The 26,906-nt window shown below is 67.2% G+C and carries 24 protein-coding genes; 12 read left to right on the top strand and 12 right to left on the bottom strand.

Annotated features, from left to right (window positions below):
- The first annotated feature begins 41 nt into the window (after positions 1-41).
- From QT386_RS19940 to QT386_RS19905, 8 genes are all read left to right on the top strand, one after another.
- On the top strand, positions 42-917 hold the full coding sequence (locus QT386_RS19940) for an ABC transporter permease subunit (RefSeq protein ID WP_289275512.1): 876 nt from the start codon (positions 42-44) through the stop codon (positions 915-917).
- A 10-nt stretch (positions 918-927) separates the two neighbouring features.
- Positions 928-1,881, top strand: coding sequence for an ABC transporter ATP-binding protein (locus QT386_RS19935; RefSeq protein WP_289275511.1), 954 nt, complete (start codon positions 928-930; stop codon positions 1,879-1,881).
- Positions 1,882-2,075: 194 nt separating this feature from the next.
- The gene (locus tag QT386_RS19930) at positions 2,076-4,709 is read left to right on the top strand and encodes a DUF1302 domain-containing protein (RefSeq protein WP_289275510.1); all 2,634 of its coding nucleotides are present in this window, start codon (positions 2,076-2,078) and stop codon (positions 4,707-4,709) included.
- A 78-nt stretch (positions 4,710-4,787) separates the two neighbouring features.
- A complete protein-coding gene (locus QT386_RS19925; protein WP_289275509.1) occupies positions 4,788-5,342 on the top strand; it encodes a hypothetical protein in 555 nt (184 codons plus the stop codon).
- 11 nt (positions 5,343-5,353) lie between these two features.
- The gene (locus tag QT386_RS19920) at positions 5,354-6,952 is read left to right on the top strand and encodes a GMC family oxidoreductase (protein ID WP_289275508.1); all 1,599 of its coding nucleotides are present in this window, start codon (positions 5,354-5,356) and stop codon (positions 6,950-6,952) included.
- Between the two features lie 117 nt (positions 6,953-7,069).
- Positions 7,070-8,506, top strand: a complete 1,437-nt coding sequence (locus QT386_RS19915) for a hypothetical protein (protein ID WP_289275507.1) — start codon at positions 7,070-7,072, stop codon at positions 8,504-8,506.
- A 176-nt stretch (positions 8,507-8,682) separates the two neighbouring features.
- Positions 8,683-10,698, top strand: a complete 2,016-nt coding sequence (locus tag QT386_RS19910) for an APC family permease (RefSeq protein WP_289275506.1) — start codon at positions 8,683-8,685, stop codon at positions 10,696-10,698.
- A gap of 27 nt (positions 10,699-10,725) precedes the next feature.
- Positions 10,726-11,112 (top strand): hypothetical protein, encoded by a 387-nt coding sequence (locus QT386_RS19905; RefSeq protein ID WP_289275505.1) that lies wholly within the window; start codon positions 10,726-10,728, stop codon positions 11,110-11,112.
- Between the two features lie 31 nt (positions 11,113-11,143).
- Here the strand turns inward: QT386_RS19905 and QT386_RS19900 are convergent, their stop codons facing one another.
- The 6 genes from QT386_RS19900 to QT386_RS19875 form a co-directional block, all read right to left on the bottom strand.
- Positions 11,144-11,821, bottom strand: coding sequence for a vancomycin high temperature exclusion protein (locus tag QT386_RS19900; RefSeq protein WP_289275504.1), 678 nt, complete (start codon positions 11,819-11,821; stop codon positions 11,144-11,146).
- Positions 11,818-12,219, bottom strand: a complete 402-nt coding sequence (locus QT386_RS19895; RefSeq protein WP_289275503.1) for an MAPEG family protein — start codon at positions 12,217-12,219, stop codon at positions 11,818-11,820. The genes QT386_RS19900 and QT386_RS19895 overlap by 4 nt, the downstream gene beginning before the upstream one ends.
- Before the next feature lie 49 nt (positions 12,220-12,268).
- Positions 12,269-13,447, bottom strand: a complete 1,179-nt coding sequence (locus QT386_RS19890; protein WP_289275502.1) for a VWA domain-containing protein — start codon at positions 13,445-13,447, stop codon at positions 12,269-12,271.
- A gap of 11 nt (positions 13,448-13,458) precedes the next feature.
- The gene (locus QT386_RS19885) at positions 13,459-15,246 is read right to left on the bottom strand and encodes a metallophosphoesterase (RefSeq protein WP_289275501.1); all 1,788 of its coding nucleotides are present in this window, start codon (positions 15,244-15,246) and stop codon (positions 13,459-13,461) included.
- A gap of 88 nt (positions 15,247-15,334) precedes the next feature.
- Complete coding sequence (locus tag QT386_RS19880) at positions 15,335-16,168, bottom strand: UDP-2,3-diacylglucosamine diphosphatase (RefSeq protein ID WP_289275500.1); 834 nt, start codon at positions 16,166-16,168, stop codon at positions 15,335-15,337.
- 59 nt (positions 16,169-16,227) lie between these two features.
- Positions 16,228-17,124, bottom strand: coding sequence for an alpha/beta fold hydrolase (locus tag QT386_RS19875; protein WP_289275499.1), 897 nt, complete (start codon positions 17,122-17,124; stop codon positions 16,228-16,230).
- A gap of 85 nt (positions 17,125-17,209) precedes the next feature.
- On the opposite strand from QT386_RS19875, the gene QT386_RS19870 reads away from it, so the two are divergent.
- On the top strand, positions 17,210-17,830 hold the full coding sequence (locus QT386_RS19870) for a phosphoadenosine phosphosulfate reductase family protein (protein ID WP_289275498.1): 621 nt from the start codon (positions 17,210-17,212) through the stop codon (positions 17,828-17,830).
- A 148-nt stretch (positions 17,831-17,978) separates the two neighbouring features.
- Here QT386_RS19870 and QT386_RS19865 read toward each other — a convergent pair whose 3' ends face one another.
- The 4 genes from QT386_RS19865 to QT386_RS19850 form a co-directional block, all read right to left on the bottom strand.
- Positions 17,979-19,304, bottom strand: coding sequence for a sigma-54 dependent transcriptional regulator (locus QT386_RS19865; protein ID WP_289275497.1), 1,326 nt, complete (start codon positions 19,302-19,304; stop codon positions 17,979-17,981).
- Positions 19,301-20,893, bottom strand: a complete 1,593-nt coding sequence (locus QT386_RS19860) for a PAS domain-containing sensor histidine kinase (protein WP_289275496.1) — start codon at positions 20,891-20,893, stop codon at positions 19,301-19,303. Before QT386_RS19860 ends, QT386_RS19865 begins: the two co-directional genes overlap by 4 nt.
- Positions 20,890-21,090 carry a hypothetical protein gene (locus QT386_RS19855; RefSeq protein WP_289275495.1) on the bottom strand — a complete coding sequence of 67 codons (201 nt, stop codon included), beginning with the start codon at positions 21,088-21,090 and terminating at the stop codon, positions 20,890-20,892. Before QT386_RS19855 ends, QT386_RS19860 begins: the two co-directional genes overlap by 4 nt.
- Before the next feature lie 104 nt (positions 21,091-21,194).
- Positions 21,195-21,320, bottom strand: coding sequence for a hypothetical protein (locus QT386_RS19850; RefSeq protein ID WP_289275494.1), 126 nt, complete (start codon positions 21,318-21,320; stop codon positions 21,195-21,197).
- On the opposite strand from QT386_RS19850, the gene sucC reads away from it, so the two are divergent.
- Complete coding sequence (sucC, locus tag QT386_RS19845) at positions 21,319-22,485, top strand: ADP-forming succinate--CoA ligase subunit beta (protein WP_289275493.1); 1,167 nt, start codon at positions 21,319-21,321, stop codon at positions 22,483-22,485. The two genes, QT386_RS19850 and sucC, sit on opposite strands and share 2 nt — an antisense overlap.
- Before the next feature lie 18 nt (positions 22,486-22,503).
- Positions 22,504-23,379 carry a succinate--CoA ligase subunit alpha gene (sucD, locus tag QT386_RS19840; protein ID WP_289275492.1) on the top strand — a complete coding sequence of 292 codons (876 nt, stop codon included), beginning with the start codon at positions 22,504-22,506 and terminating at the stop codon, positions 23,377-23,379.
- Positions 23,380-23,523: 144 nt separating this feature from the next.
- Here sucD and QT386_RS19835 read toward each other — a convergent pair whose 3' ends face one another.
- On the bottom strand, positions 23,524-24,336 hold the full coding sequence (locus QT386_RS19835) for a class III extradiol ring-cleavage dioxygenase (protein WP_289275491.1): 813 nt from the start codon (positions 24,334-24,336) through the stop codon (positions 23,524-23,526).
- Between the two features lie 55 nt (positions 24,337-24,391).
- Between QT386_RS19835 and QT386_RS19830 the strand changes: the two genes are divergently transcribed.
- The gene (locus QT386_RS19830; RefSeq protein ID WP_289275490.1) at positions 24,392-26,008 is read left to right on the top strand and encodes an NAD+ synthase; all 1,617 of its coding nucleotides are present in this window, start codon (positions 24,392-24,394) and stop codon (positions 26,006-26,008) included.
- A gap of 19 nt (positions 26,009-26,027) precedes the next feature.
- On the opposite strand, the gene QT386_RS19825 is transcribed toward QT386_RS19830, so the two are convergent.
- On the bottom strand, positions 26,028-26,891 hold the full coding sequence (locus QT386_RS19825; protein ID WP_289275489.1) for an outer membrane protein assembly factor BamD: 864 nt from the start codon (positions 26,889-26,891) through the stop codon (positions 26,028-26,030).
- Between the last annotated feature and the right edge of the window lie 15 nt (positions 26,892-26,906).

Here is a 26,906-nt window from a genome sequence, read left to right as displayed (position 1 = left end):
CTTAGCATTGCCATCACCCCCTCCACGCTGTTCGCGGCGCCATGAGCCAGCTCCCCCAACCCGTGGCTGGCCGCAGCCTCTGGCAGGACGCCTGGCGGCGCCTGCGCCACAACCGTGCCGCACTGGTGGCCGGCGGCGTGCTGGCCGTGCTGCTCCTGGCGATCCTGGTCGGGCCGCTGTTCAGTCCGCATGCCTACGACGAGATCGACTTCGACGGTGAGTGGGGTGCCGCGCCGACGCTGCACGACGGCCACGTCTTCGGCACCGACAGCGTCGGTCGCGACCTGTTCTCCCGCACCCTGGTCGGCGGGCGCATCTCGCTGATGGTGGGCATCGTCTCCACTCTGGTGTCGCTGCTGATCGGCGTGGCCTATGGCGCCATCGCTGGCTACTACGGCGGGCGGCTGGACCAAGTGATGATGCGTATCGTGGATGTGCTCTATGCGCTGCCGTTCATGTTCTTCGTGATCCTGCTGATGGTGCTGTTCGGGCGCCACCTGTTGCTGATCTTCGTGGCGATCGGCGCGGTCAACTGGCTGGACATGGCGCGCATCGTGCGCGGCCAGACCCTGTCGCTGCGCCGCCGCGAGTTCATCGACGCGGCCATCGTCTCCGGCACGCCACCGGGGCAGATCATCCGCCGCCACATCGTGCCCAACCTGATGGGTGTGGTGGTGGTCTACGCCACGCTGACGATTCCCCAGGTGATCCTGGTGGAATCCTTCCTGAGCTTCCTCGGCCTTGGCGTGCAGGAGCCGATGACCAGTTGGGGCGCGCTGGTGAACGACGGCGCGCGCGAGATGGAGGCCACGATCTGGCCGCTGCTGTTCCCGGCCAGCTTCCTGGCGGTGACCTTGCTGTGCTTCAACTTCCTGGGTGATGGACTGCGCGACGCGCTGGATCCGAAGGACAGGTAAGGGCCTACCGATGCCGCTGCTCGAAGTCGAAAATCTCGAAATCAGCTTCCGCACGCAGGAGGGTGAGTTGCGTGCGGTCAACAGCCTGTCGCTGGAGATCGGGGCGGGGGAGGCGCTCGGCGTGGTCGGAGAATCCGGCTCCGGCAAGTCGCAGACCGCCATGGCGATCATGGGCCTGCTGGCACCCAATGCCAGCGTCCGTGGCCGCATCCGCTTTGACGGCCAGGACCTGCTGGGCCTGAAGCCGGCGCAGATGAACCGCATCCGCGGTGCGCAGATCGGCATGGTGTTCCAGGACCCCATGACCAGCCTCAACCCCTACCTCTCCGTCGGCACGCAGATGGCCGAGGTGCTGGTGCAGCACCGCGGCATGAACCAGGTGGCGGGCCTGGCGGAATCGGCGCGCATGCTGGAGGCGGTGCGCATCCCTGATCCCACGCAACGGCTCTCGCAGTATCCGCACGAACTCTCCGGCGGCATGCGCCAGCGCGTGATGATCGCCATGACCCTGCTGTGCCGGCCACGCCTGCTGATCGCCGACGAGCCAACCACCGCGCTCGACGTGACCGTGCAGGCCCAGATCCTGGAACTGCTGGGTGAATTGCGCCGCGAATTCGGCGTGGCGGTGATGCTGATCACCCACGACCTCGGGATCGTCGGCGAGCTTTGCGAGCGCACGCTGGTGATGTATGCCGGGCAGTTGATGGAGAGCGGCCCCACGGCGCGCCTGCTGTCGAGACCCGGGCACCCCTACACCCGCGGCCTGCTGGACTCGCGCCCGGCGCTGGATTCCCCGCTGGACGTGCCGCTGGCGGCCATCCCGGGCTCCCCGCCCGACCTGCTGCGACTGCCGGCCGGCTGCCCCTTCCAGCCGCGTTGCCCGCAGGCCTTCGAGCCCTGCGCCCGGCGTCCGCCGGTGATCGAGCAGCGGGACGGCGTGCGGCGGGCCTGCCACGCCGTCTGAAACGGCCGAAGCCCAAGGCTCTCGGCCGCTTGCGCGGTGGACCTCAGGTTGATTCCGCAGCACGATTCCCGATAGATTCGGGGCACAAACATCAATCGTGGGGTGACGGGCCTTGAAGGCCGGCCACCGCGAACGCTTTAGCCAAGGCCGGCCCCATGCCGGCCACACCCAAGCGACGGGGGAGAACAATGGGAATGACGATTGCGCGCCGTGGCGAACGCAGCCTGACGGCGTTTGCTGCCTTTGCGGTACTGGCCTGGTCCGGTGCCGCCAATGCCCTCAGCTTTTCCCTGCCCTGGGGCGAGGATGGGGAACTCATCGAGGGCGTGCTCAACACCACGATCACGGCTGGCGCCTCCTGGCGCACCGAGGACCGCAGCCCGGACCTGGTCGGCAAGTCCAGCATGAATCCCGGCCTCTGCGGCCGTGACCCCAACACCGGCCGGACCCTGTACCAGTCCTGCCAGGGCCTGTTCAAGGACCAGACCTTCGCTGCCGAGCGGCTGGCACAGTTCCCTGGCCAGTACTCGATCAACAACGACGACGGCAACCTCAACTACGACAAGGGCGACCTGGTGCAGGCGCCGCTGAAGATCACCCAGGACTTCACGCTATCGCTGGGTGACTTCGGCGTGTTCGTGAAGGGCCTGTACTTCTACGATTTCGTCAACAACGATTTCACCGAGAACAAGCCCAACGCCATCACCCGCGACAACTACCTGCAGGTGGGCAACGCCGTGGGCGCCGGCACTGATCCGCTGCTGCTGCCGCGCAATGATTCCAGGCCCTGCCCGCCGGGCCGGCAGTCCATGGGCGGCATCGGGCCCTGCTACATCCTCTACGGACCCGGTGGACAGGTGCACCAGAAGCGCAGCGACGGCGAGACGCTGCGCCAGATCGGCACCGACCTGCAACTGCTGGACGCCTACATCTACGGCCAGTTGCCGCTGTGGGACGACAAGCAGCTGACCTTCAAGCTGGGCCGCCAGAACCTCAACTGGGGTGAGTCCACCCTGCTGGTGTTCAGTTCCCTCAACACCATCAACCCGATCAACGCCAACAACTTCTACCGCACCGGCTTCCAGGTGGAGGAAGTGTTCCAGCCGGTGGGCATGGCCTACGTGTCGATGGAACTGTTCGAGAACTCCACGCTCGAGGCCTTCTACCAGTACGAATGGGTGCCGGTGGAGATTCCGGCGCCAGGCTCGTTCTATTCCTTCGTCGATCTGGGCAGCTACAACGCCGTCGACTACTTCAACATCAGCTTCGGCCAGGCCTCGGACGACCCCAACCAGCTGGCGCGCCTGCTCGACAACCCGCTGTCGGGCCTGACCAACACCTCCACCACCGGCTACCGCCTGCGCGACAAGAATCCCGACGACGGTGGCCAGTACGGCGCCTCGTTCAAGTACTTCGCCGAGTGGCTCAACGCCGGCACCGAGATCGGCCTGTACTTCGCCAACTACCACTCCCGCCTGCCGATCGTCAGCGCCTATTCGGTGACCGAGGCTTGCAGCAAGAAGACCACCAACACCGTGGAATTCCTGCTGTCCTGCTCCGGCATCCCGCTGCTGGCCTCACCCTTGCCGGGCTACGGCGGCCCGGACAGCATCCAGAACGGTGACGACGGCCGACGCAACATCGGCAGCGCGGTCAACTTCGATTCGCTGCGCATCCAGCTGGAGTACCCGGAAAACCTGAAGATGTATGGCATCAGCTTCAACACGACCCTGGGCGAATTCTCGATCCAGGGCGAAGTGGCCTACCGCCCGAACGAACCGCTGCAGGTAGACCTGGAAGACGTCGTGTTCTCGGCCTTCGGCCCGACGCTGTCCAACTGTGGCACCACGGAGGTCTGTGCCGGCACCGGCGGGTTCCTGGGCGAGGTCACCGACCTGCTGGGCCAGATTCCGGTGGGCAGCCAGCTGGCGCAATCCCTCAACCTGCTGCTGGGCCAACTGCAGAACGCCGGCGTCAACATCAACCAGCTCGGCGGCGTCGGCACCTTCCCGGACGGCACCATTGGCCTCTACCCGGGCAGCGACGCCAACCCGAACTGCCGCGTCGCCGGCAACTGCGACACCTATGACCTGCTGGTGGGCCACATGACCGGCTCGGGCCGCTCGTTCCCGTCGTTCCTGATTCCGTACCGCGGCACCATCATCGGCACCAACCCGGGCAGCGACCGCAACGCGCCGCTCAACCGCAGCAACCCGGGCTACATCCGTGGCTGGGAAGAGTTCGACACCTACCAGTTCAACCTGGGCGGTACCTACGTGGCCGGCGCCACCGACAACCCTATCGGCGCCGACCAGGTGCTGATGCTGTTCGAGACCGGCGCCACCTGGGTGCCGGACCTGCCCAGCCTGGACGTGCTGCAGCTCGAGGCCCCCGGCACCTACCTGCACGCCAGCGCCGGTGCCGACGGCTCGGGTGCCGACGGCTCGGCCCAGGCCTGCTCCAGCAACCCCGCCTGCGTGATGGGCCCCGACGGCCTGCGCTTCAACCCGCACCAGCAGGACCGCCGTGGCTTCCCCGACAAGTTGTCCTATGGCTACGTGATCATCAGCCTGATCCGCTACGAATCGGTGCTGCCCGGTATCAGCCTGGCTCCGCAGATCGTCTGGAAGCACGACGTGAAGGGCACCGCGCCGGGCCTGGCCGGCAATTTCGTGGAAGGCCGCAAGCAGGCCAACATCACCGTCGAGACCCGCTACAAGTCCTCGTTCTCGTTCAACCTGGGCTATACCTGGAACTTCGGCGGCGGCGTCTACAACCTCAACAAGGACCGCGATACCGCGCAGGCCTTCGTGAAATTCCAGTTCTGATCCCGACGGGGCGCGTCGAAAGGCCGCCCCGTTTCTTTTTGGCTAAAATAATCCGATCGTTCAATTATGCAGACCCCCATGCCCGATAACTCCCTGCCGCTGAGCCGGCGCTCCGTCCTGAAGCTGGGCGTGGCGGCCGGTGCCGTGCTGACCGTCTCCAGCCTGGGCGCCGGCCTGGCCGGTTGCTCGCGCCGGGAAGTGGCGGCCGCGGCAGGGCTGCGCTGCCTGCGCGACGCCGACGTGGAGCTGTTCCGCGCGCTGCTGCCGGTGATGCTGGCCGGCAGCCTGGCGGACGGGGCGCCACTCGACGGCCTGCTGGCGCGCATCGACGACGCCGCGCTGCGCCTCGGTGCGCCGGCGCGGCACGAGCTGTTCAAGCTGTTCGACCTGCTGCACCTGCGGCCTACGCGCTGGCTCACCACTGGCATCGCCGAACCCTGGCGCGAGGCGACGCCGCAGCAGGTCACGGCCTTCCTGCAGCGCTGGCGTGACAGCCGCGTGGGCCTGCTCAACGCCGGCTACCTGGCGCTGAACAAGTTCTGCTGCATCACCCACTACAGCCAGCCGGAGGGCTGGGCGCAGATGGGCTATCCCGGGCCGCTGGCCTGGGCCTACGAATCGTTGAACCGCTGAGGGCGCGCGACATGGCGATCAACGATCTCTACACCGACGGCATCGCGGGCGGCTGGAACGTGCGCGACGCCTCCACCTTCACCCAGGACCAGGTCCTGGAGGCCGACGTGGCGATCGTCGGCAGCGGCGCCGGTGGCGGCACCGCGGCGCAGATCCTCAGCGCGGCCGGCCTGCGCGTGCTGATCCTGGAGGAGGGCCCACTGCAGACCGCACGCGACTTCCGCGACATGAGCGAGGCGCGCGCCTACGCCACGCTCTACCAGGAGGGTGCCGGGCGCACCAGCTCCGATGGTGCGCTGCAGATCCTGCAGGGCCGCGCGGTGGGCGGCACCACCACCGTCAACTGGACCTCCAGCTTCCGCACGCCGCCGGAAACCCTGAAGCACTGGGCCACGCAGCACGGTGTGCGCGAAGCCTCCGAGCAGGACATGGCGCCGTGGTTCCAGCGCATGGAAGAGCAGCTTGGCGTAGCGCCCTGGGGCATGCCGCCCAACGCCAACAACGGCGTGCTGCGCGATGGCGCGGCCAAGCTGGGTTGGGAGTGGCACGTGATCCCGCGCAACGTGCGCGGCTGCTGGAACCTGGGCTACTGCGGCACCGGCTGCCCCACCAATGCCAAGCAGTCGATGCTGGTCACCACCATCCCGCAGTCGCTGAAGCAGGGTGCCCAGCTGGTGCATCACCTGCGCGTGCAGCGGCTGCGCTTCGAGGGTGGGCGTGTCGCCGGCCTGGAGGCGCTGGCGCTCAAGCCCGATGCACTGTCGCCCAGCGGCATCCGCGTCAGCGTGCGCGCCCGGCACTACGTGCTCTCCGGCGGCGCCATCAACACGCCGGCGCTGCTGCTGCGCAGCGAGGCGCCCGATCCGCATGGACAGACCGGCCTGCATACCTGCGTGCATCCGGTGGTGCTCAGCATCGCCGAGATGCCGGGCAAGGTGGACGGCTACTACGGTGCGCCCCAGTCCATCGCCAGCGACCACTTCCAGTGGACGGACGGCGCCACCGGCGCCGCCGGCTTCAAGCTGGAGGTGCCGCCGATGATGCCGGCGCTGATCTCCACCATGTTCGGTCGCTTCGGCGCGGAGCTGAAAGAGGAAGTCGGGCATCTGCCGCATCTGAATGCCGCGCTGGCATTGCTGCGCGATGGCTTCGTCGACGACTCGCCGGGTGGCCGTGTGCGCGTCGACGATGCCGGCGAGGCGCTGCTGGACTACGACATCAGCGAGTACCTGTGGAAGGGCATGCGCGAGGCCTACCGGCGCATGGCCGAGCTGCAGTTCGCGGCCGGGGCCAAGCGGGTGCGCCAAGTGCACCTGGATGCGCGCTGGACCGACAACCCCAGCGACGCCCTGCGCCACGTCGAGAAGCTGCGCATGGTCAAGTTCCGCACCGGACTGTTCAGCGCCCACCTGATGGGTGGCTGCGCCATGGGCGGCGACCCGAAGACCAGCGTCACCGACAGCCACGGCCGGCACCACCAGCTGGAGAACCTGCACGTGCTCGACGGCTCGCTGTTTCCCACCAGCATCGGCGCCAATCCGCAGCTGTCGATCTACGGCCTGGTGGCCAAGCATGCGACTCGCCTGGCGGGAGAGCTGGCCAAGGTCTGAGGCCTGCATCACGTGCATCCCGCACGCCCCCGAAATGGGGGGTACACCTCATCCGGGGGGTGAGGCGGGGGTGGGTTCCCCGGCATGTTGGTCTCCACACCGAAACAGGGGACGGACATGCAGTTGCAGGGATCTTGGTCGGCGCGCATCTGGCGCGCCGCGATGGCGGGTGTGCTGGCACTGGCGGCAGTGGGCTGTTCGGATACGGATGACGGCGGCCCCGAGGGCACCGCCGGCACGGCCACCCTGGCCGGTACCGCCGCCGTGGGTGCGCCGATCGTCGGGGGCGCGATCACCGCCAAGTGCAGCGGCGGCCAGACCTTCGCGGCCACCAGCAACGCCACCGGTGGCTACAGCATCGCGCTGCCATCCTCTGCCTTGCCCTGCGCACTGCAGGTCAGCGGTGGCACCGTAGGCGGTGCCGCCAACACGCAGTCCTTCCACAGCTTCGCCACCCGCAGCGGCACGGTGAATCTCACGCCGCTGACCGATCTGGCGGTGGCGCTGGCCAGCGGCTCCAACCCGCTGACCTGGTTCAACGCCGTCAGCGCGGCCAATCCGCCGGACCTGGACGAACTGGCTCCCTCGATCAGCACGCTCCTGCAGAAGTTGCGTGGTGCCGGCTACAACGTACCCGCCAACCTCAACCCCGTGACCACGGCGTTCACTCCGGCCGCCGGCAATCTGTATGACGATCTGCTGGAGGCGCTCGCCGCGCGCCTTCGCAGCGCGGAGACCAGCTATGCCGAACTGCTCGTGCAGGTCGTGGAGGAGGGCGACGACTTCGAGCCACCTCCGGCCGAGGACGAGGAGGAGCCCGGGCCCGGTGGCAACACGTCGCCCGCCACGATCAACGACGCGCTCCCGGGCAGCTATACGCTGGTGTACACGCAGCAGGCCGCTGGCGCGCCCTTTGCCGACAAGGCCGAGGTGCCGGTGGTGGTGGGCGTCAACAACACCCTGGTGATCGACGGCAAGACGCTCAGCAATCCCTACACCCGCAACGGCAATCTGGCCGAGATCATCTGGGCCGACACGGCCAAGAAGCTGGAGTACGCCCTGATCGACAATGTCGATGGTGACCTCAAGGAGATCAATGTCGGCGATTCCTCGCAGCGTGATGCGCAGGGCAACCCGCGCTACCTCGGGCAGCTGAAGAAGAAGGTTCCGGTCGCCAACGTGCCGCAGGAGCTCAAGGCGATCGGGGGCACGTACGCGTACACGGTCAAGAGCCGCACCGGCGGCTTCACCAACACCAACACGGTGGGTGGCAGTGTGACGGTGCTGATCGATTCGACCACCGGCGTGATCGACATCGACGGCAGCAGGTTCAAGATCGACCCCGCGGCGCAGGGCTTCTACTTCGAAAAGCAGCTGGGCCAGAACCCTCCGCGATACCTGGTGCTGGGCAAGCACACCGATGGCGATGGCCTTAACCTGGAAATCTACATCAGCGAGGGCAACGTGACCGGATTCCAGTTACGGCGCAACCGCGACAACGGCAACGGCACCAGCAACTCCTCCGAGCTGGTGTTGGAAAAGCCCCAGCCCTAGGTCTGGAGCCTGCCTCCGGGTATCCAGGCGCGGGTCGGCTCTCCGGCCCGCGCCTTTTCTTGTCCCAAATCGCGTTGCCTGTCAAAGCTGACGCCGGGTTGCCGTAGGAGTAATCTCGCGCGGTTTTCGGCCGTGAACGTGCCCGCTCCCGGGCCTGCCGCCGCGCCGGAACCGGTATGAAGCACTTCTTCCAGGGCATGGGACGCATCCTGGTCGGGCGTCCGCTCGACCCGCTCGATCCCCGCACGCGTCACAGCCTGGCCCTGGTGGCCTTCCTGGCCTGGGTCGGCCTGGGCGCCGACGGCCTGTCGTCCAGTGCCTATGGGCCGGAAGAAGCTTTCCGCGCGCTGGGCGAGCACTCCCATCTCGGGCTGTGGCTGGTGATCGCCACGGCGGTCACGGTGTTCGTGATCGCACTGGCCTACAACCAAGTGATCGAACTGTTCCCCTCCGGCGGCGGCGGCTACAAGGCCGCCACCAAGCTGATCGGCCCCTACGCGGGCCTGGTCTCCGGTTCCGCTCTGATCATCGACTACGTGCTGACCATCACCATCTCGGTGGCCGCCGGCGTGGATGCTATCTTCAGCTTCCTACCGCGGGACTGGCTGTCCTGGAAGCTCCCGGCCCAGGTCCTGGCCCTGCTGCTGCTGCTGGGGCTCAACCTGCGCGGCATGAAAGAGTCGATCCGCGTGCTGCTGCCGCTGTTCCTCGGCTTCTTCGTGTCGCACCTGTTCCTGATCGTCTACGGCATCTACCACCACGTGGAGGTGTTGGACACCCTGTTCACCCAGACCGTGCAGGAGACCCATGAACTGGCCGGCACCGCCGGCTGGATGTTCACCATCGCGCTGCTGCTCAAGGCCTACTCCCTGGGCGGTGGCACCTATACGGGCCTGGAGGCCGTGTCGAACAACGTCAACATGCTGGCCGAGCCGCGCGTGCGTACCGGCCACCTGACGATGCTCTACATGGCGCTGTCGCTGGCCTTCGTCGCCTCCGGCATCCTGCTGCTGTACCTGCTGTGGGATGCCAAGCCGGTGCACGGCCAGACGCTCAATGCCGTGACCTTCGGCATGATCATCGACAGCTTCGGCTTCGAGGACCCGGGCCTGTCGCATGGACTGCTGGTGGGCGTGCTGGTGCTAGAGGCCTGCCTGCTGTTCGTGGGCGCCAACACCGGCTTCCTCGGCGGCCCCGCCGTGCTGGCCAACATGGCGGCCGATCGCTGGGTGCCACGCCAGTTCCGCCAGCTGTCGAGCCGCCTGGTGACCCAGAACGGCGTGCTGCTGATGGGTGCCGCCGCGCTGGCCGTGCTGCTGTGGAGCCGCGGCAGCGTGCACCTGCTGGTGGTGCTGTACTCGATCAACGTCTTCATCACCTTCACCCTGGCCATGGCCGGGCTGTGCCGCCACTGGCTGGACCAGCGCCGCTTCATGCAGCCCTGGCGGCGCTCCTTCCTGCTGTCGGCACTGGGCTTCGTCGTCTGCGCCTTCATCCTGCTGGTAACGCTGGTGGAGAAGTTCGCGCACGGTGGCTGGGTGACGCTGCTGATCACCGGCAGCGTGGCCGGCCTGGGCCTGATGATCCACCGCCACTACGAGGGCGTGGCGAAGCAGATGGCGCTGATCGAGAACCATTTCGCGCCGCGCCCGACCTGGGACATCGACGCCGAGAACCGACCCGAGGACAAGGCAGCGCCCACGGCCGTGTTCCTGGTAGGCAGCAATCGTGGTGCGGCGATGGTGATGCTGGAATGGGCGCGCAAGCAGTTCCCGGAGCGCTTCCGTAACTACCTGTTCGTCTCGGTCGGCGAGGTGGACAAGCAGAGCTTCGACGGCAGCGGCGCGATCAAGTCGCTGCAGGTGCGCATCGACAACTCTCTGCGCTACCTCACCAGCTACTGCGCCAGCCGCGGGCTGCGTGCCGCCAGTTACCAGGCCTACGGCAACGACCCGCTGCAGGAGTTGTCATCGCTGCTGGAGCAGGTGCTGGCCGAGTATCCCGACAGCCTCTGTTTCGCCAGCCAGCTGATGTTCGAGCACGACCATGCCATGACCCGCTTCCTGCACAACCAGATGCCGCTCGCCATGCAGCGCCAGTTGAGCCTGCGCGGCAAGGAGCTGGTGATCGTGCCGCTGCGCGTGCCGGAGATTCCGGAGGACAAGCGCGAGCGCTTCAGCACCTCGCGCTGAGATGACCCTGAGCGGGCGGGGACGCCGATGAGAGCACATTGCCCGGCCTGCCGCGAACGTGGCCTGGCGCCCTTTTCGCTGGCGATCTCCAGCCGCTACGGCGCGGCGCGCTGTTCGCGTTGTGGGCGGGGTTTCTTCGTGCGTCACTACTGGCGGCTGGCAGCGCTGGTACTGATGGTGGCGCCGCTGTATCTCGCCCTGAAGCTGCACCTGGGCCGGCACCTGTTGCTGGACTCGCTGCTGATCCTGGCGGGTTACTTCATGGCCACCCGCATGATCGTCCGCTGGGCCGAGCCCATACCGGTGGCTTCGCGCGACGCGGCCCGGCTCGATCGCTACGGCAAGCTGCTGTCTGCGGCGATCCTGGTCGGGCTGGTCGCCCTGGTCGCGCTCCTGCGGAGCAACGAAGGCTGAGGGCGATCCGGGCCCTAGGCTCAGGTCGGGCTCAGGCGCCTTCGGCCTCAGGCGCCAGCGGTACCGCCTCCGGCGCGCCCAGGAACTTGGGCTTGGTGTTCAGCACGAAAATGTCGAGGATCGCGCTGACACGGGCAAAGACCTCGCGCACGGGGTGCCGGTTGCCCGGCCGGCCATCAGCGTTGGCGGGCGCGATGAAGCCGTAGGCGGGGATGTCGAACTTGCGGGCGATGAACACCGCGCGGTAGCTGTGATACTTCTGCGTGATGATGGTCATGCGCGACAGCTTGAAGACCTGCTTGGCGCGCACCACGGAGTCGAAAGTGCGGAAACCCGCGAAATCCATCGTGATGGCGCTTTCCGGTACACCGGCCTGCATCAGTGCCTTGCGCATGGCGCGGGGCTCGTTGTAGGTCTCGTCCGGGTTCGCGCCGCTGACGATCAAGTGCTTGACCTTGCCGACGCGGTACAGCTCCGCGGCCGCGTCGATGCGGCCCTGGAAGGCCGGGCTGGTCTTGCCCGAGGTGAGGAAGGGGCTGGTGCCGAGCACCAGCCCCACGTCGTTGTCCGGCAGCAGCGCCCACTTGTCGGTGATGTAGCCGTCGCTGGAGTTGATGACCCAGCGGTTGCCCAGCAGGATCACCAGCGCCAGGACCCCGATCGAGATCAGGGACCAGCGGCGGACGCGGCGTCGGGTGGAAGGTTTCAAGCGACCAGGCCCCACATCATGTAGAAGAACATCAGGATCTGCGCCAGGTAGAAGGTGGCGCGCAGCATGACCATCCAGTGCGAGACGCCGAGGATATGCACCACGCTCTGGGCGATACGAGCGGCGAGCACGGCGCAGGCCAGGGCGTCGACCACCGGCTGCTTGCCCATGGCATACGCCACCAGGACGATGGCGGCGAAGATCGGCAGGTTTTCCAGGCAGTTGAAGTGCGCATGTTCGATACGTTTGACCATGCTCGGGCGCTCGCGTTCCGCGCCGCGAGTCCAGGAGTCGGCCTTGACGCCACGCAGGATCTCGATGCCGCGCCAGTTGACGGCGAGGAAGACGAGCAGCAGGGTCCAGGCGGTGAAGCCGATCAGTGCGACGAGTGCAGACATGGTGTTCCCCTCTTGTTGTTGGTGATGATGGACGACGGTAAGGCGTGCTTCAGTGGGCCAGCTTCTTCATGCCCTGCTCCAGGCCTGACAGGGTCATGGGGAACATGCGTTCCCGGCCGAGCAGCTCCTGGGTGATCTGCACCGACTGGGTGTGCTCCCAGTACTGCGGATTCTCGGGATTCAGCCAGATCAGGTGCGGGAAGATATCCATCACGCGCTTGAACCACAGGGCGCCGGCTTCCTCGTTCCAGTGCTCGACGCTGCCGCCGGGCTGAACGATCTCATACGGGCTCATGGTGGCGTCGCCGACGAAGATCACCTTGTAGTCGGGCGTGTACTTGTGAAGGATGTCGTAGAGCGGGATGCGCTCGCCGTGGCGGCGGTGGTTGTCCTTCCACACCGTCTCGTAGATGAAGTTGTGGAAGTAGAAATACTCCAGATGCTTGAACTCGGTCTTGGCGGCCGAGAACAGCTCCTCGCAGACGCGTACGTGCGGGTCCATCGAGCCCCCCACGTCGAGGAACAGCAGTACCTTCACCGCATTGCGGCGCTCCGGCACCATCTTGATATCCAGGTAGCCGGCGTTGCGCGCGGTGGAGGCGATGGTGTCGTCCAGGTCCAGCACGTCCGGCGAGCCCTCGCGGGCGAAGCGGCGCAGCCGGCGCAGCGCCACCTTGATGTTGCGGGTGCCCAGTTCGATCGTGTCGTCGAGATTGCGGAACTCGCGCTTCTCCCAGACCTTGACCGCGGTCTTGCCGCCACCCTGGCCACCGATACGCACGCCCTCGGGGTTGTAGCCGCCATTGCCGAACGGCGACGTGCCGCCGGTGCCGATCCACTTATTGCCGCCCTCGTGGCGCTCCTTCTGCTCCTCGAGGCGCTGCTTGAGCACTTCCATGAGCTTGTCCAGGCCGCCCAGCGCCTCGATCTTGGCCTTCTCCTCGTCGGTCAGCAGCTTCTGCGCCTGCAGGCGCAGCCACTCCTCTGGGATGCTGGCGAACAGTTCGCCGGTGAGGGCCTCGATGCCCTTGAAGTAGGCGGCGAAGGCGCGGTCGAAGCGATCAAACTGCGTCTCGTCCTTGACCAGCGAGGTGCGCGCCAGGAAGTAGAAGTCGTCCAGGGAGAAGATCGCGACGTTCTTGGACAGCGCTTCCAGCAGCACCAGGAACTCGCTGAGGCTGGCCTTGACCCCGGCGGCACGGAGGGACAGGAAGAACGAAAAAAGCATGGCGGGTTCCGTCAGTCGGGCATGTTGAACATCAGGTCGACGTTGCGGTCGGCGGCGGTGCCGACGCGCACGCCGCCCTGGGCGCAGAGCGCGCCGAGGTTGGCTTCCGTGATCGCGGCCGCCACGGCGGCGGGGTCGGTCAGGTAGAAGGCGCAGCGGTCGTCGCTCTCGGCGAGCCGGCGCGGACCCTCCAGGCGATGGGTCAACACCGGTGCACGGATGGTACCGCTGCCGTTGCCATTGTCGAAGACCTCGATCAGGCGTTGCTCTTGGGGGAAGTCGATCAGCGAGGCGCTCTCGATCTGCCAGAAGCCGGTGCAGGCGCCCGGCCCCTTACAGTCCACCGGCACCTCGATGCTGCCATTGGAGCCGATGCCGTTTTCGACCTTGAACGGGCGGATGCGGTGCACGTGGGTATGGCCGGCGACCCAGGCGATGACGTTGGGGTGGCTGGCCAGTTCGGCGTCCAGCTGCGCGGCGGTGACCTCGATCGGCACCAGCGGGGCGAACATGCCGAACTCGGCGAAGGTCAGGTCAGGATGGTGGCTGAACACCATCACCAGCTGGCGGCGTGCCGTGGCGGTGGCCAGCTCGGCCTGGATCCACGCGAACTGCGCGGCATCGATGCTGCCGTCGGACAGCGCGAAGGGATTCAGCAGCAGGTTGCCGGGGATGCGCGAATCGTGCCCGTCGATGATGGTGTTCATCACGATCATGCGGAAGCGGCCGCCGGCGGCGTCGAAGGCGTAGTAGCCGTCGTTGCGCAGGTCGTCATCCAGGCGCCGCGCCATGTCGGCGTGCTGGAAGCCGTGGCCTACCGGACCGGGCAGGGCGTCGGTCTCGAAGAACTCGTCGATGAACTCGTGCTGGTTGGCAAGGTAGCGGCGGCCGGCGACGAACAGGGCGGCGTTGAGCACGTCCTGCGGCAGGGCCAGGGTGCCGCGCACGTAGCCGTCGTGGTTGCCGAAGGCCACCATCCAGGGCATGGCGAGCTTGTCGTTGATGCAGCCGGGGTCGCCGGCATGGCAGCGCAGTGCCTCGGGCATGCCCGGCGCGCGCGTGGTGGTCTGGCGCACGGGGTCCACCGAGCCGTCGGCCGCGCGCCCGGTCAGCGAGGCGGTGGTGGCGTCGAGGATCTGGCGCACGGTGCGCGTGGCCAGCAGCTGGTAGGTGGGATCGTCCGGGTTCGGGTCCACGCTCTGGGTGTCGGCCACGCCGCGGCCGGTGAAGCGGGTGCAGGTGGCGGCGACCAGACCCTCCGGCAGGCCCTGGCTGCAGCGCTTCTCGAAGGCGCTGAGGCGGTCATAGGTGCCGTCGAGGTTGTCGATGAAGCGGCGCGTCTCGGCCAGCGTGGTCAGGTCGGCACTGTCGCCGGTGACGATCATGAATTCCGCCGGGTACTGCGCATGGCAGTCGTTGACTCCGCGGATCATGTCGTTGAGCACTTCGTCCGAGTACTCCTGCTGCAGGCGCATGGCGGACTCGAAGGTCGGCAGCAGCGGATCGAGGAAGCCGGCGCCGTTGATGGCCTGCCCCTCGTCGTCGATGATGTGGTCGTCGGTGAACTGCAGGAAGCGCAGCATCAGCTGGGCGTCGCTGCGGCGGTTGCCCGGCGCCAGGTCGTTGCGGGTGACGAAATCGTCCGGGGCGAAGTTGCTGCAACGCGCCGGGGCATTGCTGCGGCTGCCGCCGCCCGGCGTTGCGGGGCTGGGATCGCTGGAGTGGCAGGCGGCCAGCGCCGACAGGACGGCGGCGACAGCAGTCCCCCGGAAATTCTTGAGCCGGATGTTCTTGGGCATGGGCCGGTTCCGTGTCGGTCTTTCACGACATTCTAGCCGACCCCTTCGGACCCGGTTGGAAACCCCGGTTATTGCTGGCTTTTATTGCTCAGGCGGCGGCCGGCACCGGCTTGCGCAAAGGAGTGACCTTGGGCGAAGACTGGTTCAGGTGGTCCAACTGCACCCAGCGGATCACCTGGATCCTGCCGTTCTGGTCCTCGGCCAGGGCGGTGCAGCTTTCCACCCAGTCGCCGCAGTTGTAGTAGTCCACGCCGTCAATGTTGCGGGCCTCGGCATGGTGGATGTGGCCGCAGACCACGCCGTCGAGTTGACGGCGGCGGCATTCGCGGGCCAGCGATTCCTCAAAGGTGGACACCACGTTCACTGCGGTCTTGACGTGCTGCTTGGCGAAGGCCGACAGCGACCAGTAGCGCATGCCCAGTAGCGAGCGGCCGCGGTTGAACCAGTAGTTGAACCGCATGGTGTTTTCGTACAGGGCGTCGCCCGCCATCGCGATCCACTTGTGGTAGCGCGTGATGACGTCGAAGAAGTCGCCATGGGTCACCAGCAGACGGCGGCCGTCGGCGGTGATGTGGATGGCCTCGTTGGCCAGCCGCATGTTGCCGATCTCCAGGCGATAGTCCACGAACTTGCGCAGGAACTCGTCGTGGTTGCCGGTGATGTAGACCACCTTCGTGTCGCGCTTGGCCTTGGTCAGAATCTTGCGGACCACGTTGGTGTGCTCCTGTGGCCAGAACCAGCCGCCGGTGAGCTTCCAGCCGTCGACGATGTCGCCGACCAGGTAGAGCGTGTCGCAGGTGTGGGCCTTGAGGAAGTCCACCAGGTGATCGGCCTTGCAGCCGGCCGTGCCCAGGTGCACGTCGGAGATCCAGATCGTGCGGTAGTGTGTCTTCGCCTCGTTGCTCGCATCTTCCTTTTTCATGCGTCTCAGCTTGCGCCGGCGCAGTGAAGCGAAGATGAAGGTTCCGTGAAGTTTTTGTGTCAGAGCCCCTGGCGGCGCAGGAAGTCCGCCACCACGGCCTGCGTGGCCGCCGGGTCTTCCTGCATGAAGCAGTGGCCGCCAGGCAGGGTCAGGAACTCCACCTGGGGCGCCATGCGCCGTGCCACCCGCGTGGCCCAGGGGAAGAAGCCGTAGCTGGACTGGCCGCTGACGAACAGGGTGGGGCACTGCAGCCGGCGGAAGGCCCGCCAGGGCCAGACCGGCTGCTCGAAGATCTCCGCCTCCAGCTCGCGCGGGCAGGCCAGCGTCACTTCCTCGCCGTTGCCGGTATCGCGCAGGGCGTGGTCCACGAAGCACTGCATGGCCTCCGCCGTCCAGCCGGCATAGATGCCGCGGCCCTGCAGGCGGGCCAACGCCTCGCTGCGGCTGGCCCAGCGCTCGCGGCGGCGGCGCGCGCCCTGGGCCATGGGGTGGCGGCCGATGTAGCTGCCCAAGCGCACGGCGGCCCACATCGGCCCTGGCATCACGATCGGGTCCAGCAGCACTACCGCCCGGAACAACCCGGGGTGCTCGGCCGCCAGGCGCAGGGTCAGCGCCCCGCCGAAGCTGTGCCCGATGCCGACCAGGGAGCCCTGGTCCAGCCCCTGGGCAGCGATCACCGCGCGGGCGCGCTCCAGGATGGCCCCCACGCCCGAGAAGCGCGCCGGCGCCTCGCTGGCGCCATGGCCCTCGATATCGCTGCAGAACAAGCCGTAGCGGGGCAGGAAGGGCTGCAGGAAGGGCCAATAGACCCCGCCGCAAAAGCCGTTGCCGTGCAGGAAATGCAGGGCGGGTTCACCGCCGGTCGCGCGGCGCCCGCGCCAGGTGGGCTGGCCCGGACGACGGTCCTCGGTCAGCGCCAGGTCCCCGTAGCTCTTAGCAGCGGAAGTGATATTCATAGTGGTCTTTATGCAGTTGCCCTTGATTCTGGCACGGCGGCTTATAATTTACGGTCTGTATCGTCACATTCCGCTGGAGCTGCACATGAGCCTGGACCTGCAAGCCGTCAATCGCGACCTGGGGCGAGACCCCGAAGGGCTGATCGCCTGGGCGCTGGCCCAGGATCCGGGTGCCATCATCACCAGCAACTTCCGCCCGTTCTCCGCCGCGATCCTGCATCTGGTGACGCGCCAGCGCGCCGACATCCCGGTGGTGTGGATGGACAACGGCTACAACACGCCGGCCACCTACCAGTTCGCCGACCAGGTAACCGGGCAACTGAAGCTGCGCCGCCTGATCTACCAGCCGCTGCGCTCGCGAGCGCATCGCGAGGCCGTGGATGGCGTGGACATCCCGGCGCTGGATACCCCGGAGCATGAGCGCTTCACCGAAGAGGTGAAGCTAGAGCCCTTCCGCCGCGCCCTGCGCGAGCTGCAGCCGAAGATCTGGATCACCGGCGTACGCTCGGGAGACACCGCCCACCGTGCCGGCATGGACCCGGTGTCGCTGGATGGCCGCGGCGTGATCAAGGTGGCGCCGATCCTGCACTGGACCTCGAAGGACCTGTGGCAGTACCTCAAGCAGCACGGACTGCCGGACAACCTCGACTACTACGACCCGACCAAGGGCGACGACAAGCGCGAGTGCGGGTTGCAGACCGCGTGAGCCGCGGATAAATCTAGTACGCCGTGCATCTCACGCTCCGGCGGTGCTCGGAATCCTCACGTACTGATCTACGCTCCGGTTCCTCTGCTCCGGCGGATCGCGACCTGCCTTGGCTCGCTACGATTTCTCCGCGACTCACTTCGCGGGGCTATTCAATGCCCAGCTTCTTAATGCGATAGCGCAGCGAGCGGAAGCTCATTCCCAGCAGCTCGGCCGCCTTGGTCTTGTTGAAGCGCGCCTTCTCCAGGGCCTCCTGGATGGCCTTGCGCTCGATGTCTTCCATCTGGTCTTCCAGCGCGCCGCCGGCCGGGCCGGCTTCCGCGCCGGGCATGTGGCGCAGCTGCAGGTCGGCAGCGGTGATCTGCTCGCCGTCGCAGAGCGTGATGGCGCGCTCCAGGATGTTCTCCAGCTCGCGCACGTTGCCGGGGAAGCCATAGGCCTGCAGCGCCTTGCGGGCCTCGGCATCCAGCGTCGGGCAGCCGGGCAGAGCGATCTCGCGGGCCAGCCGCGCCAGGATGTGGTCGGCTAGCAGGGGGATGTCCTGGGCACGCTCGCGCAGCGGCGGCGTACGCACCTCGATCACATTGAGGCGGTAGAACAGATCCTGGCGGAAGGCCCCGCGGGCCACCAGCTCGCCCAGGTTCTTGTGGGTGGCGGAAGTGATGCGCACGTTGACCGACACCTCGGCCTCACTGCCCACCGGGCGCACGGCGCGTTCCTGCAGGGCGCGCAGCAGCTTGACCTGCATGTGCAGCGGCAGATCCGCGACTTCGTCGAGGAACAGGGTGCCGCCCTCGGCGGCCTGGAACAGGCCCGGCTTGTCCTTGAGGGCGCCGGTGAAGCTGCCCTTGAGGTGGCCGAAGAACTCGCTCTCCATCAGTTCGGAAGGGATGGCGCCGCAGTTGACCGGCACGAACGGGCCGCCGGCGCGCGGGCCGCGGCTGTGGATCAGGCGCGCCACCAGTTCCTTGCCGGTGCCGGATTCGCCGGCGATATGCACCGGGGCCTGGCTGCGGGCCAGGCGGTCGATCATGCCGCGCAGCTGGCGCACGCTGTCGTGCTCGCCCAGCAGGCCGCCGTCATCGCCGCCGTTCTTGTCGTCGCGGCTACGGAGCTTCAGTGCCGCGTCCACCAGCTTGCGCAGTGACTGCAGGTCCACCGGCTTGGAGACGAAGTCGAAGGCGCCGGCCTTGAGGCTTTCCACTGCCGCCTGCGAACTGCCATAGGCGGTGATCACCGCCACCGGCGTCTGCGGGTGGTGCTTCTGGATGTGCTGCACCAGGCTGATGCCGTTGCCATCGGGCAGGCGCATGTCGGTGATACAGAAATCGAAGGCCTGCTCGCCCAGCAGGCGGCGGGCGTCCTGCAGGTTGGCGGCGGATCTCGTCTTCAGCCCCATGCGGGACAGCGTGATCTCCACCAGCTCCCGGATATCGGCTTCGTCGTCGACGATCAGTGCGGCTGCGCCTTTCATTCTCGCGGTTCCATCGAAAACAGGATGCGGAAACAGGCACCCCGGGTCTGCGGCACGAGCTGTAGCCGCGAGTGATTGTATTCGCAGATTTCCCTGGCGAGGTACAGGCCGAGGCCGGTGCCCGCGCTGTGGGTGGTGAAGAACGGCTCGAACACCTTGTCGGACAGGTCCTGCGAGATGCCTGGGCCGTTGTCGGCGATCTCCAGGTAGATGCGGCCGTTGTCCAGGCGCTCGGCGTGCATCAGCACCCGCGGCGCTCCGCCGCCGGCGGCGCCGTGCTCGAAGCTGTTGTCCCAGAGGTTGAACAGCACCTGCTGCAGGTGTCCCGGATCGAAGCGCACCTGCAGGCTCCCCGGCACGTCGAGCAGGTCCAGCGCGCGCGAGGACTGCGGGTGCCCTTCCTTGTAGATCGCGATGGTCCGCTGCAGCCAGTCGCGCAATACCAGGGTCTCCAGGCGGGCATCGTCGCGGCGTGACAGTTCCAGCACGTCGCGCACGATCTTGTCGATGCGCCCGGAGTGGCGCTGGATCATGCCCAGGAGTCGCTGGTCTTCGCCGCGGATCTCGCTGGACTCGGCCAGCAGCTGGCCGGCATGGGTGATGGCCGCCAGCGGATTGCGGATCTCGTGGGCGATGCTGGCCGACAGGCGGCCCAGGGCCGCCAGCTTCATCTGCTGGGCCTGCTCGCGCAGCTGCCCGGCGCTGTCCAGCAGGATCAGCAGCGGTGCCTGGGTGCCCCAGCCCAGGCGGGAGAAGCGCAGCAGCAGCTCCTGGCCATGCGGATTCTCGCTGAAGGGCTGCAGTGCGCCGGGATCGTTGTCCTGCCACAGCTGCAGCTGCTGCTCCAGGCGCGGCAGCTCCTCGGACAGCGGGCGGCCGATGCCGGCGCTACGGCCCAGCAGCCGCCGCGCGGCGGCGTTGACCGTGCGGATGCGCCGCTCGGCATCCACCACCAGCACACCGGTCTGCATGGCTTCGACGATGCTTTCGTTGAGGCGCGAGAGGTTGGCGAATTCGCTGCCGACGCGCTCGGCGATGGCCTCGCTGCGGCGTGCGCGCTGGGCCACGGTGTTGGCCGCGATGTTGGCGGCGAACAGCATCAGGCCGAGCACGCCGGTCTGGGTATAGTCCGAGGCGTCGAAGCGCAGCTGCTGCAACTGGCGCAGGGTTTCTTCGCCGAACATGGTCAGCGTGGCCAGGGCGGCCTGCAGCACCGCCATGCGCGGCGACAGGATCAGGCTGCAGCCGATGATCGGCGTCAGCAGCAGCACGCCCAGGCCTTCGGGCACGCCGCCCGTGGCATAGACCAGCCAGGTGACCATGCCCAGATCGCCGGCGAAGTGCACGTGAGCCTGTACGGGCAGGCGCGGCGAGCGGTAGACCACCAGCAGCAGCAGCAACAGGGCCAGGATGGCGTAGCTGTAGCAGGCCAGCCGGAAGCTGTCGTCGTGGAACTGCTGGAAGAAATTGGCGCCGAAGCCGCTCTGGTGCAGCACCAGCAGCAGGCTGACCAGCGACAGGCGATACAGGCCCAGCGCGGAGAGGACGCGCCAGTCTTCGGGACGGGTGGCGGAGGCCTCCGCCTTCATTCGCTGCAGCGGCCGCAGCGTCCGTCGCGCGACAAGGCCCTGGCCGGCAGGTGGGTGCCGCACTTCTGGCAGCGCTCCATCGGCTCGAACTGATCCTGCGGCGGCGGGGGCTGCAACGGCTGCGCGCGCGTGAAGTGCTGGAACAGGCGCCAGGCGATCCAGGCCAGGGCGGCGAGCAGAAGCAGGCGGAAGATCATCGGGGTTCGGCGAAGGGGGGCGAGCCCGCATTGTAGGGCAGGGCGCCATCGCGATAGAAAGCGAGATTTAGAATTTAATAAAAATAATATATATGTATTTTTAATCACATCCTGTAGTGGCTGGAGATTTCCGCCTCGTCCGAACGGTGTTTTGCCTTCGCGTAGTCGCTGCGCCAGAATGCGCGGCCCTTGATTTGACCGCCCACCTCCTTCTCTACGGGGATCTGCATGAATCTGCACGAGTATCAGTCCAAGGAAATTTTCGCGCGCTACGGGATCCCGGTCCCGCAGGGCCAGCTGGCAGCCAGTCCCGAGCAGGCCCGTGCAGCCGCCAAGCAACTCGGCGGCGACAAGTTCGTCGTCAAGGCCCAGGTCCATGCAGGCGGTCGCGGCAAGGCCGGCGGCGTGAAGCTGGTCGAGGGCTTTGACGCCGTCGAGGAAGCCGCCAAGAAGATGCTCGGCCAGCGCCTGGTCACCAAGCAGACCGACGCCGCCGGCCTGCCGATCAACTCGGTCTGGGTCGAGAAGCCCTCGGGCATCGCCCGCGAGCTCTACGTCGCCGGCCTGGTGGACCGCTCCCGCGAGCGCATCGTGTTCATGGCCTCCGCCGCCGGTGGCATGGACATCGAGGAAGTTGCCGAGCACACCCCGGAGAAGATCAAGCGCATCTTCGTGCACCCGGCCGCCGGTCTGCAGCCCTACCAGGCGCGCGAGCTGGGCTTCTTCATGGACCTGACCAAGGAACAGGTCGACCAGTTCACCAAGATCATGCAGGGCCTCTACCGCATTGCCACCGACTGCGACGCCAGCATGGTGGAAGTGAATCCGCTGATCGTCACCACCGAGGGCAACGTCATGGCCCTCGATGCCAAGCTCAACTTCGACACCAACGCGCTGTACCGCCAGAAGGAGATCGCCGGCATGCGCGATCCCTCGCAGGAAGACGACGCCGAGCGTGAAGCCAGCAAGTTCGACCTGAACTACGTGACCCTGGGCGGCGACATCGGCTGCATGGTCAACGGCGCCGGCCTGGCCATGGCCACCATGGACATCGTCAAGCTGCACGGCGGCAAGCCGGCCAACTTCCTGGACGTTGGCGGCGGCACCACGGCGGAGAAGGTCACCGAGGCCTTCAAGCTGATCACCCGCTCGCCCGAGGTCAAGGCGATCTTCATCAACATTTTCGGCGGCATCGTCCGCTGCGATCTGATTGCCGAGGGCATCATCCAGGCCTGCAAGCAGACTGGTCTGAAAATTCCCGTGGTGGCGCGCCTGCAGGGCACCAACATGGAGAAGGGCCGCGACATGCTGAATGCCAGCGGCCTCAAGATCACCCCCGTGAGCGATCTCACCGAGGCGGCCAAGACCGTCGTCGCGCTCGCCCAGTCTGCCTAATCCGCCGGAATCCCCCTCATGAGCATCCTGATCAACAAAGCGACCAAGGTCATCTGCCAGGGCTTCACCGGCAAGCAGGGCACCTTCCACTCCGAACAGGCGATCGCCTACGGCACCAAGCTGGTCGGCGGCGTGACGCCGGGCCGTGGCGGCAGCCAGCACCTGAACCTGCCGGTGTTCAACACCTGCCATGACGCCGTCGCCGGTACTGGCGCCGATGCCACCATGATCTACGTGCCGGCGCCGTTTGCCGCCGATGCGATCCTGGAAGCGGCCGATGCCGGCATCAAGGTCATCATCTGCATCACCGAAGGCATCCCGGTGAACGACATGGTCAAGGTCAAGGCCACGCTGCGTTCGCAGTACCCGGGCAGCGTGCTGATCGGCCCCAACTGCCCCGGCGTCATCACCCCGGGCGAATGCAAGATCGGCATCATGCCGGGCCACATCCACAAGCCCGGCAAGATCGGCATCGTGTCGCGCTCCGGCACGCTGACCTACGAAACCGTCCACCAGACCACGCAGAACGGTCTTGGCCAGTCGACCTGCGTCGGCATCGGCGGCGACCCGGTGCGCGGCCTCGGCTTCATCGAGGTCATCGAGCTGTTCGAGAAGGATCCGGCGACCGAAGGCATCATCATGGTCGGCGAGATCGGCGGTTCCTCCGAGGAAGAGGCGGCCGAGTACATCAAGGGTCACGTGAAGAAGCCGGTGGTGGCCTACATCGCGGGCGTCACCGCGCCTCCGGGCAAGCGCATGGGCCACGCGGGCGCCATCATCTCGGGCGGCAAGGGCACGGCCGACGAGAAGTTCAAGGTGCTGGAAGCCGCGGGCGTGAAGACCGTGCGCTCCCCTGCCGACCTCGGCGCGGCGATGCTGTCGCTGCTGAAGTAAGCCGTCACGCGGTAACGAAAAAGGCCCGCTCTCGAGCGGGCCTTTTTCGTTTGTATCGTCATGCCGTTGAAAGCCGGGACTCCATCATGACGGCGACACTCCGGCCTGGGACAGGATGCCGGCTTTCGCCGGCATGACGGGTTTCTAGCCGAACCGGTATCCCGAATGCGTCACCTCACCGAGCAGATGGTGATAGCACCGGGCCCCGGCGTCCTCACCCGCCGCTCCCGCCACCACCATCAGCGGAATCAGATGCTCCGGCCGCGGGTGGCAGGCACGTGCATCCGGCGCCTGTGCCCAGCCCGCCAGCAGGCGATCGCGCTCCGGGGGCGCGGCCTGCACCGCCGCCGTCAGCCAGCCGTCGAAGCGCTGCGAGCTGCCGGCCACGTCCGGTACCGCGCCGCCGATCATCGCGCGCAGGTTGTGGTAGCTGAAGCCGCTGCCCAGGATCAGCACGCCCTCGTCGCGCAGCGGCGCCAGCGCGCGGCCGATGGCCAGGTGCGCGGCGGCGTCGAGGTCGTGGCGCAGCGACAGCTGCACCGTGGGAATCCGCGCCTGTGGCCAGGCCAGCAGCAGCGGTACGAACACGCCGTGGTCGTAGCCGCGCTGCGGGTCGGCGGCGCTGGCGATGCCGGCGCGGGACAGGAGGCCCTGGATGCGCCCGGCCAGTGCCGGGTCTCCCGGGGCGGGCCACTGGAGCTGATAGGCGTGCGGTGGGAAACCGCCGTAGTCGTAGAGCAGCGGCGGCTGCGTCCCGGCGGTGACGGTCGGCACCGCGGCCTCCCAGTGCGCGGAGACCACCAGCAGCGCCCGCGGCTCGGCCGGCAGCAGGCCGGGCAGGGACTCCAGCCAGCCGCCCAGGTGGTCCCAGAAGTCCGGCGGGTCCCAGTCCATGAAGAAGCAGGGGCCGCCTCCATGAGGAAGGAACAGGGCGGGCTGACGGATGGGGGTGTTCATTGCCTCATATTAGGGCAAGCCTGTCGCCGCGCCTTTTTTCTTGGATAATCATCCGATGCCGCAACAACTGAAATTCGCGCTCGCCCAGTTGAACCTCTGGGTCGGCGATGTCGAGGGCAACGTCGAGAAGATCATCGCCGCCAGCGCGCGGGCGAGGGACGAGCTCGGTGCCGACCTGGTGGCCTGTCCGGAACTCTCCCTGCTGGGCTACCCGCCCGACGACCTGCTGCTGCGCTCGGCGATGCCGCGGGTGATCGAGGAGGGCGTCAACCGCCTGCTGGCGGAAGTGCGCGGCATCACCCTGGTGGTGGGCCTGCCGGAATACGCCGACGGCGTGATCTACAACGCCGCCTATGTGATCCGCGACGGCGTGATCCAGCAGCGCTACCGCAAGCAGCAGCTGCCGAACTACGGTGTGTTCGACGAGCGCCGCCATTTCCGCCCGGGCCATGCGCCCTGCGTGTTCGAACTGGGCGGGCGCCGCATCGGCCTGACCATCTGCGAGGACATCTGGCTGACGCAGCCGGCGGCGCAGGCGCGCGATGCCGGCGCCGAGCTGCTGATCAACATCAACGCCTCGCCCTACCACGCCGGCAAGACCGGGGAGCGCCGCCGCGTGCTGGACCAGCGCGTGGCCGAGACCGGCCTGCCGATCCTCTACGTGAACTGCGTGGGAGGCCAGGACGACGTGGTCTTCGACGGTGATTCCATGGTGCTGCGTGCCGACGGCTCGCTGGCCTTCGAGGCGCCGCTGTTCGAGGAGGGCATCTACGCCGTGACGCTGGACGGCGGACGCTTCGAGCAGGCCCCGCGCCGGCCGGACCTGCCGCTGGAAGAGGTGGTGTACGAGGCGCTGGTGCAGTCGGTGCGCGACTACGTCAACCGCAACGGCTTCCCAGGCGCGCTGATCGGGCTGTCGGGCGGCATCGACTCCGCCCTGGTCGCCGCGATCGCGGTCGATGCGTTGGGCCCCGAGCGGGTCTGGGGCGTGTCAATGCCGTCGCGCTACACCATGGACATGTCCAACGACGACGCGCGCATCCAGGCCCAGACCATGGGCATCCGCTACTCGGTGCTGCCGATCGAGCCGGCCTTCAAGGCCTTCAACGAGACCCTGGCCGAGACTTTCGCCGGCAAGCCGGTGGACCTGACCGAGGAAAACCTGCAGTCGCGCTCGCGCGGCATCCTGCTGATGGCGCTGTCGAACAAGTTCGGCAACGTGGTGCTGACCACCGGCAACAAGAGCGAGATGGCGGTGGGCTACGCCACGCTCTACGGCGACATGTGCGGCGGCTTCGCGCCGATCAAGGACGTCTACAAGACCCTGGTGTTCCGCCTTGCCACCTGGCGCAACACGCGCTCGCCGGTGATCCCGGAGCGCGTGATCACGCGTCCGCCCTCGGCGGAACTGCGCCCGGACCAGAAGGATTCGGACTCCCTGCCGCCCTACGAGGTGCTGGACCCGATCCTGGAGGCCTACGTCGAGCGGCAGCTGTCGATCCCGGAGATCGTCGCGCTAGGCTTCGAGGAGGCCACGGTCAAGCGCGTGGCGTCGCTGGTGCGGCGCTCGGAGTACAAGCGCCGCCAGGCGCCGCCGGGGCCTAAGGTGACGCGCTGCGCCTTCGGGCGCGAGAGGCGCTATCCGCTGACCGCCGTCTACGGCGATATCTGAACCGCCGCCCGGCTTTCCTTCAGGGCTGCCGAGGAGCCGGTGCCGGCGCTTCCGCCGGCTCCGCCGCCGGCACGACGGCAGCCGGGATGACCTTGGCCGGCAGCGGGGTGACCGGAGCCGGGCGATCGCGGTTGGCGGCCAGGATGGCGGCAGCCTCGTCGGCTTGCGGCTTCAGGTCCAGGGCGCGGTAGCTCTGCTCCATGGTCTGCAGGGCTTCCAGCGCCGCAGGGGCACCAGGGTACTGGGCGATGATCTGCTCGCTGCGCTTGGCGGCGGCGATCCAGGCGCCGCGCTTCATGTAGAAGCGCACCGCGTGGATCTCGCTTTCCGCGATGCGGTTGCGCAGGAAGATCATGCGCTGGCGCGCGTCGGCGGCGTAGGGGCTGTTGGGGTACTTCTGCACCAGCAGGCCGAGATCGTCGAACGAGCGGCGCGAATAGCCCATGTCCTTCTGCGTAGCATCCAGGCCGAGCATGTCGCTCAGGCCTTCTTCTCGATCGAAGTTGGCCAGGCCCTTGATGTACTGCACGTAGGCGGCACCGCTGTGGCGGGGGTGCTCGCGCAGGAAGCGCTCGGCACCGGCCAGGGCGGAGTCGTGGTCGTAGTTGCGGTACTGCGCGTAGATTTTCTCGAGCTGGGCCTGGGTGGCGTACTCGGAGAACGGGAAGCGCTGGATCAGGCGGTCATAGCGCTCGATCGCGGTGCTGTAGTCGCTGGTATCCAGGGAATCGCGCGCGGCCTTGTACAATTGGCCGGCTTCCAGGCGCATTTCCCGCGCGCTGCGCTGCTCGGGCTTGAACGGATTGGTGGGCGGCAGCCGGTTGGGATCGGAACTGCAACCGGCGACCAGCAAGGCCGCCACGAGCGTGATTTTGAGCTTCATGGAAGAGTGAATCCT

It is taken from the genome of Solimonas sp. SE-A11 (assembly GCF_030345715.1).
Classification (GTDB): Bacteria; Pseudomonadota; Gammaproteobacteria; order Nevskiales; family Nevskiaceae; genus Solimonas_A.
Note: the sequence above shows the minus strand (reverse complement) of the source record. Positions and strands in the feature narration are given on the sequence as shown.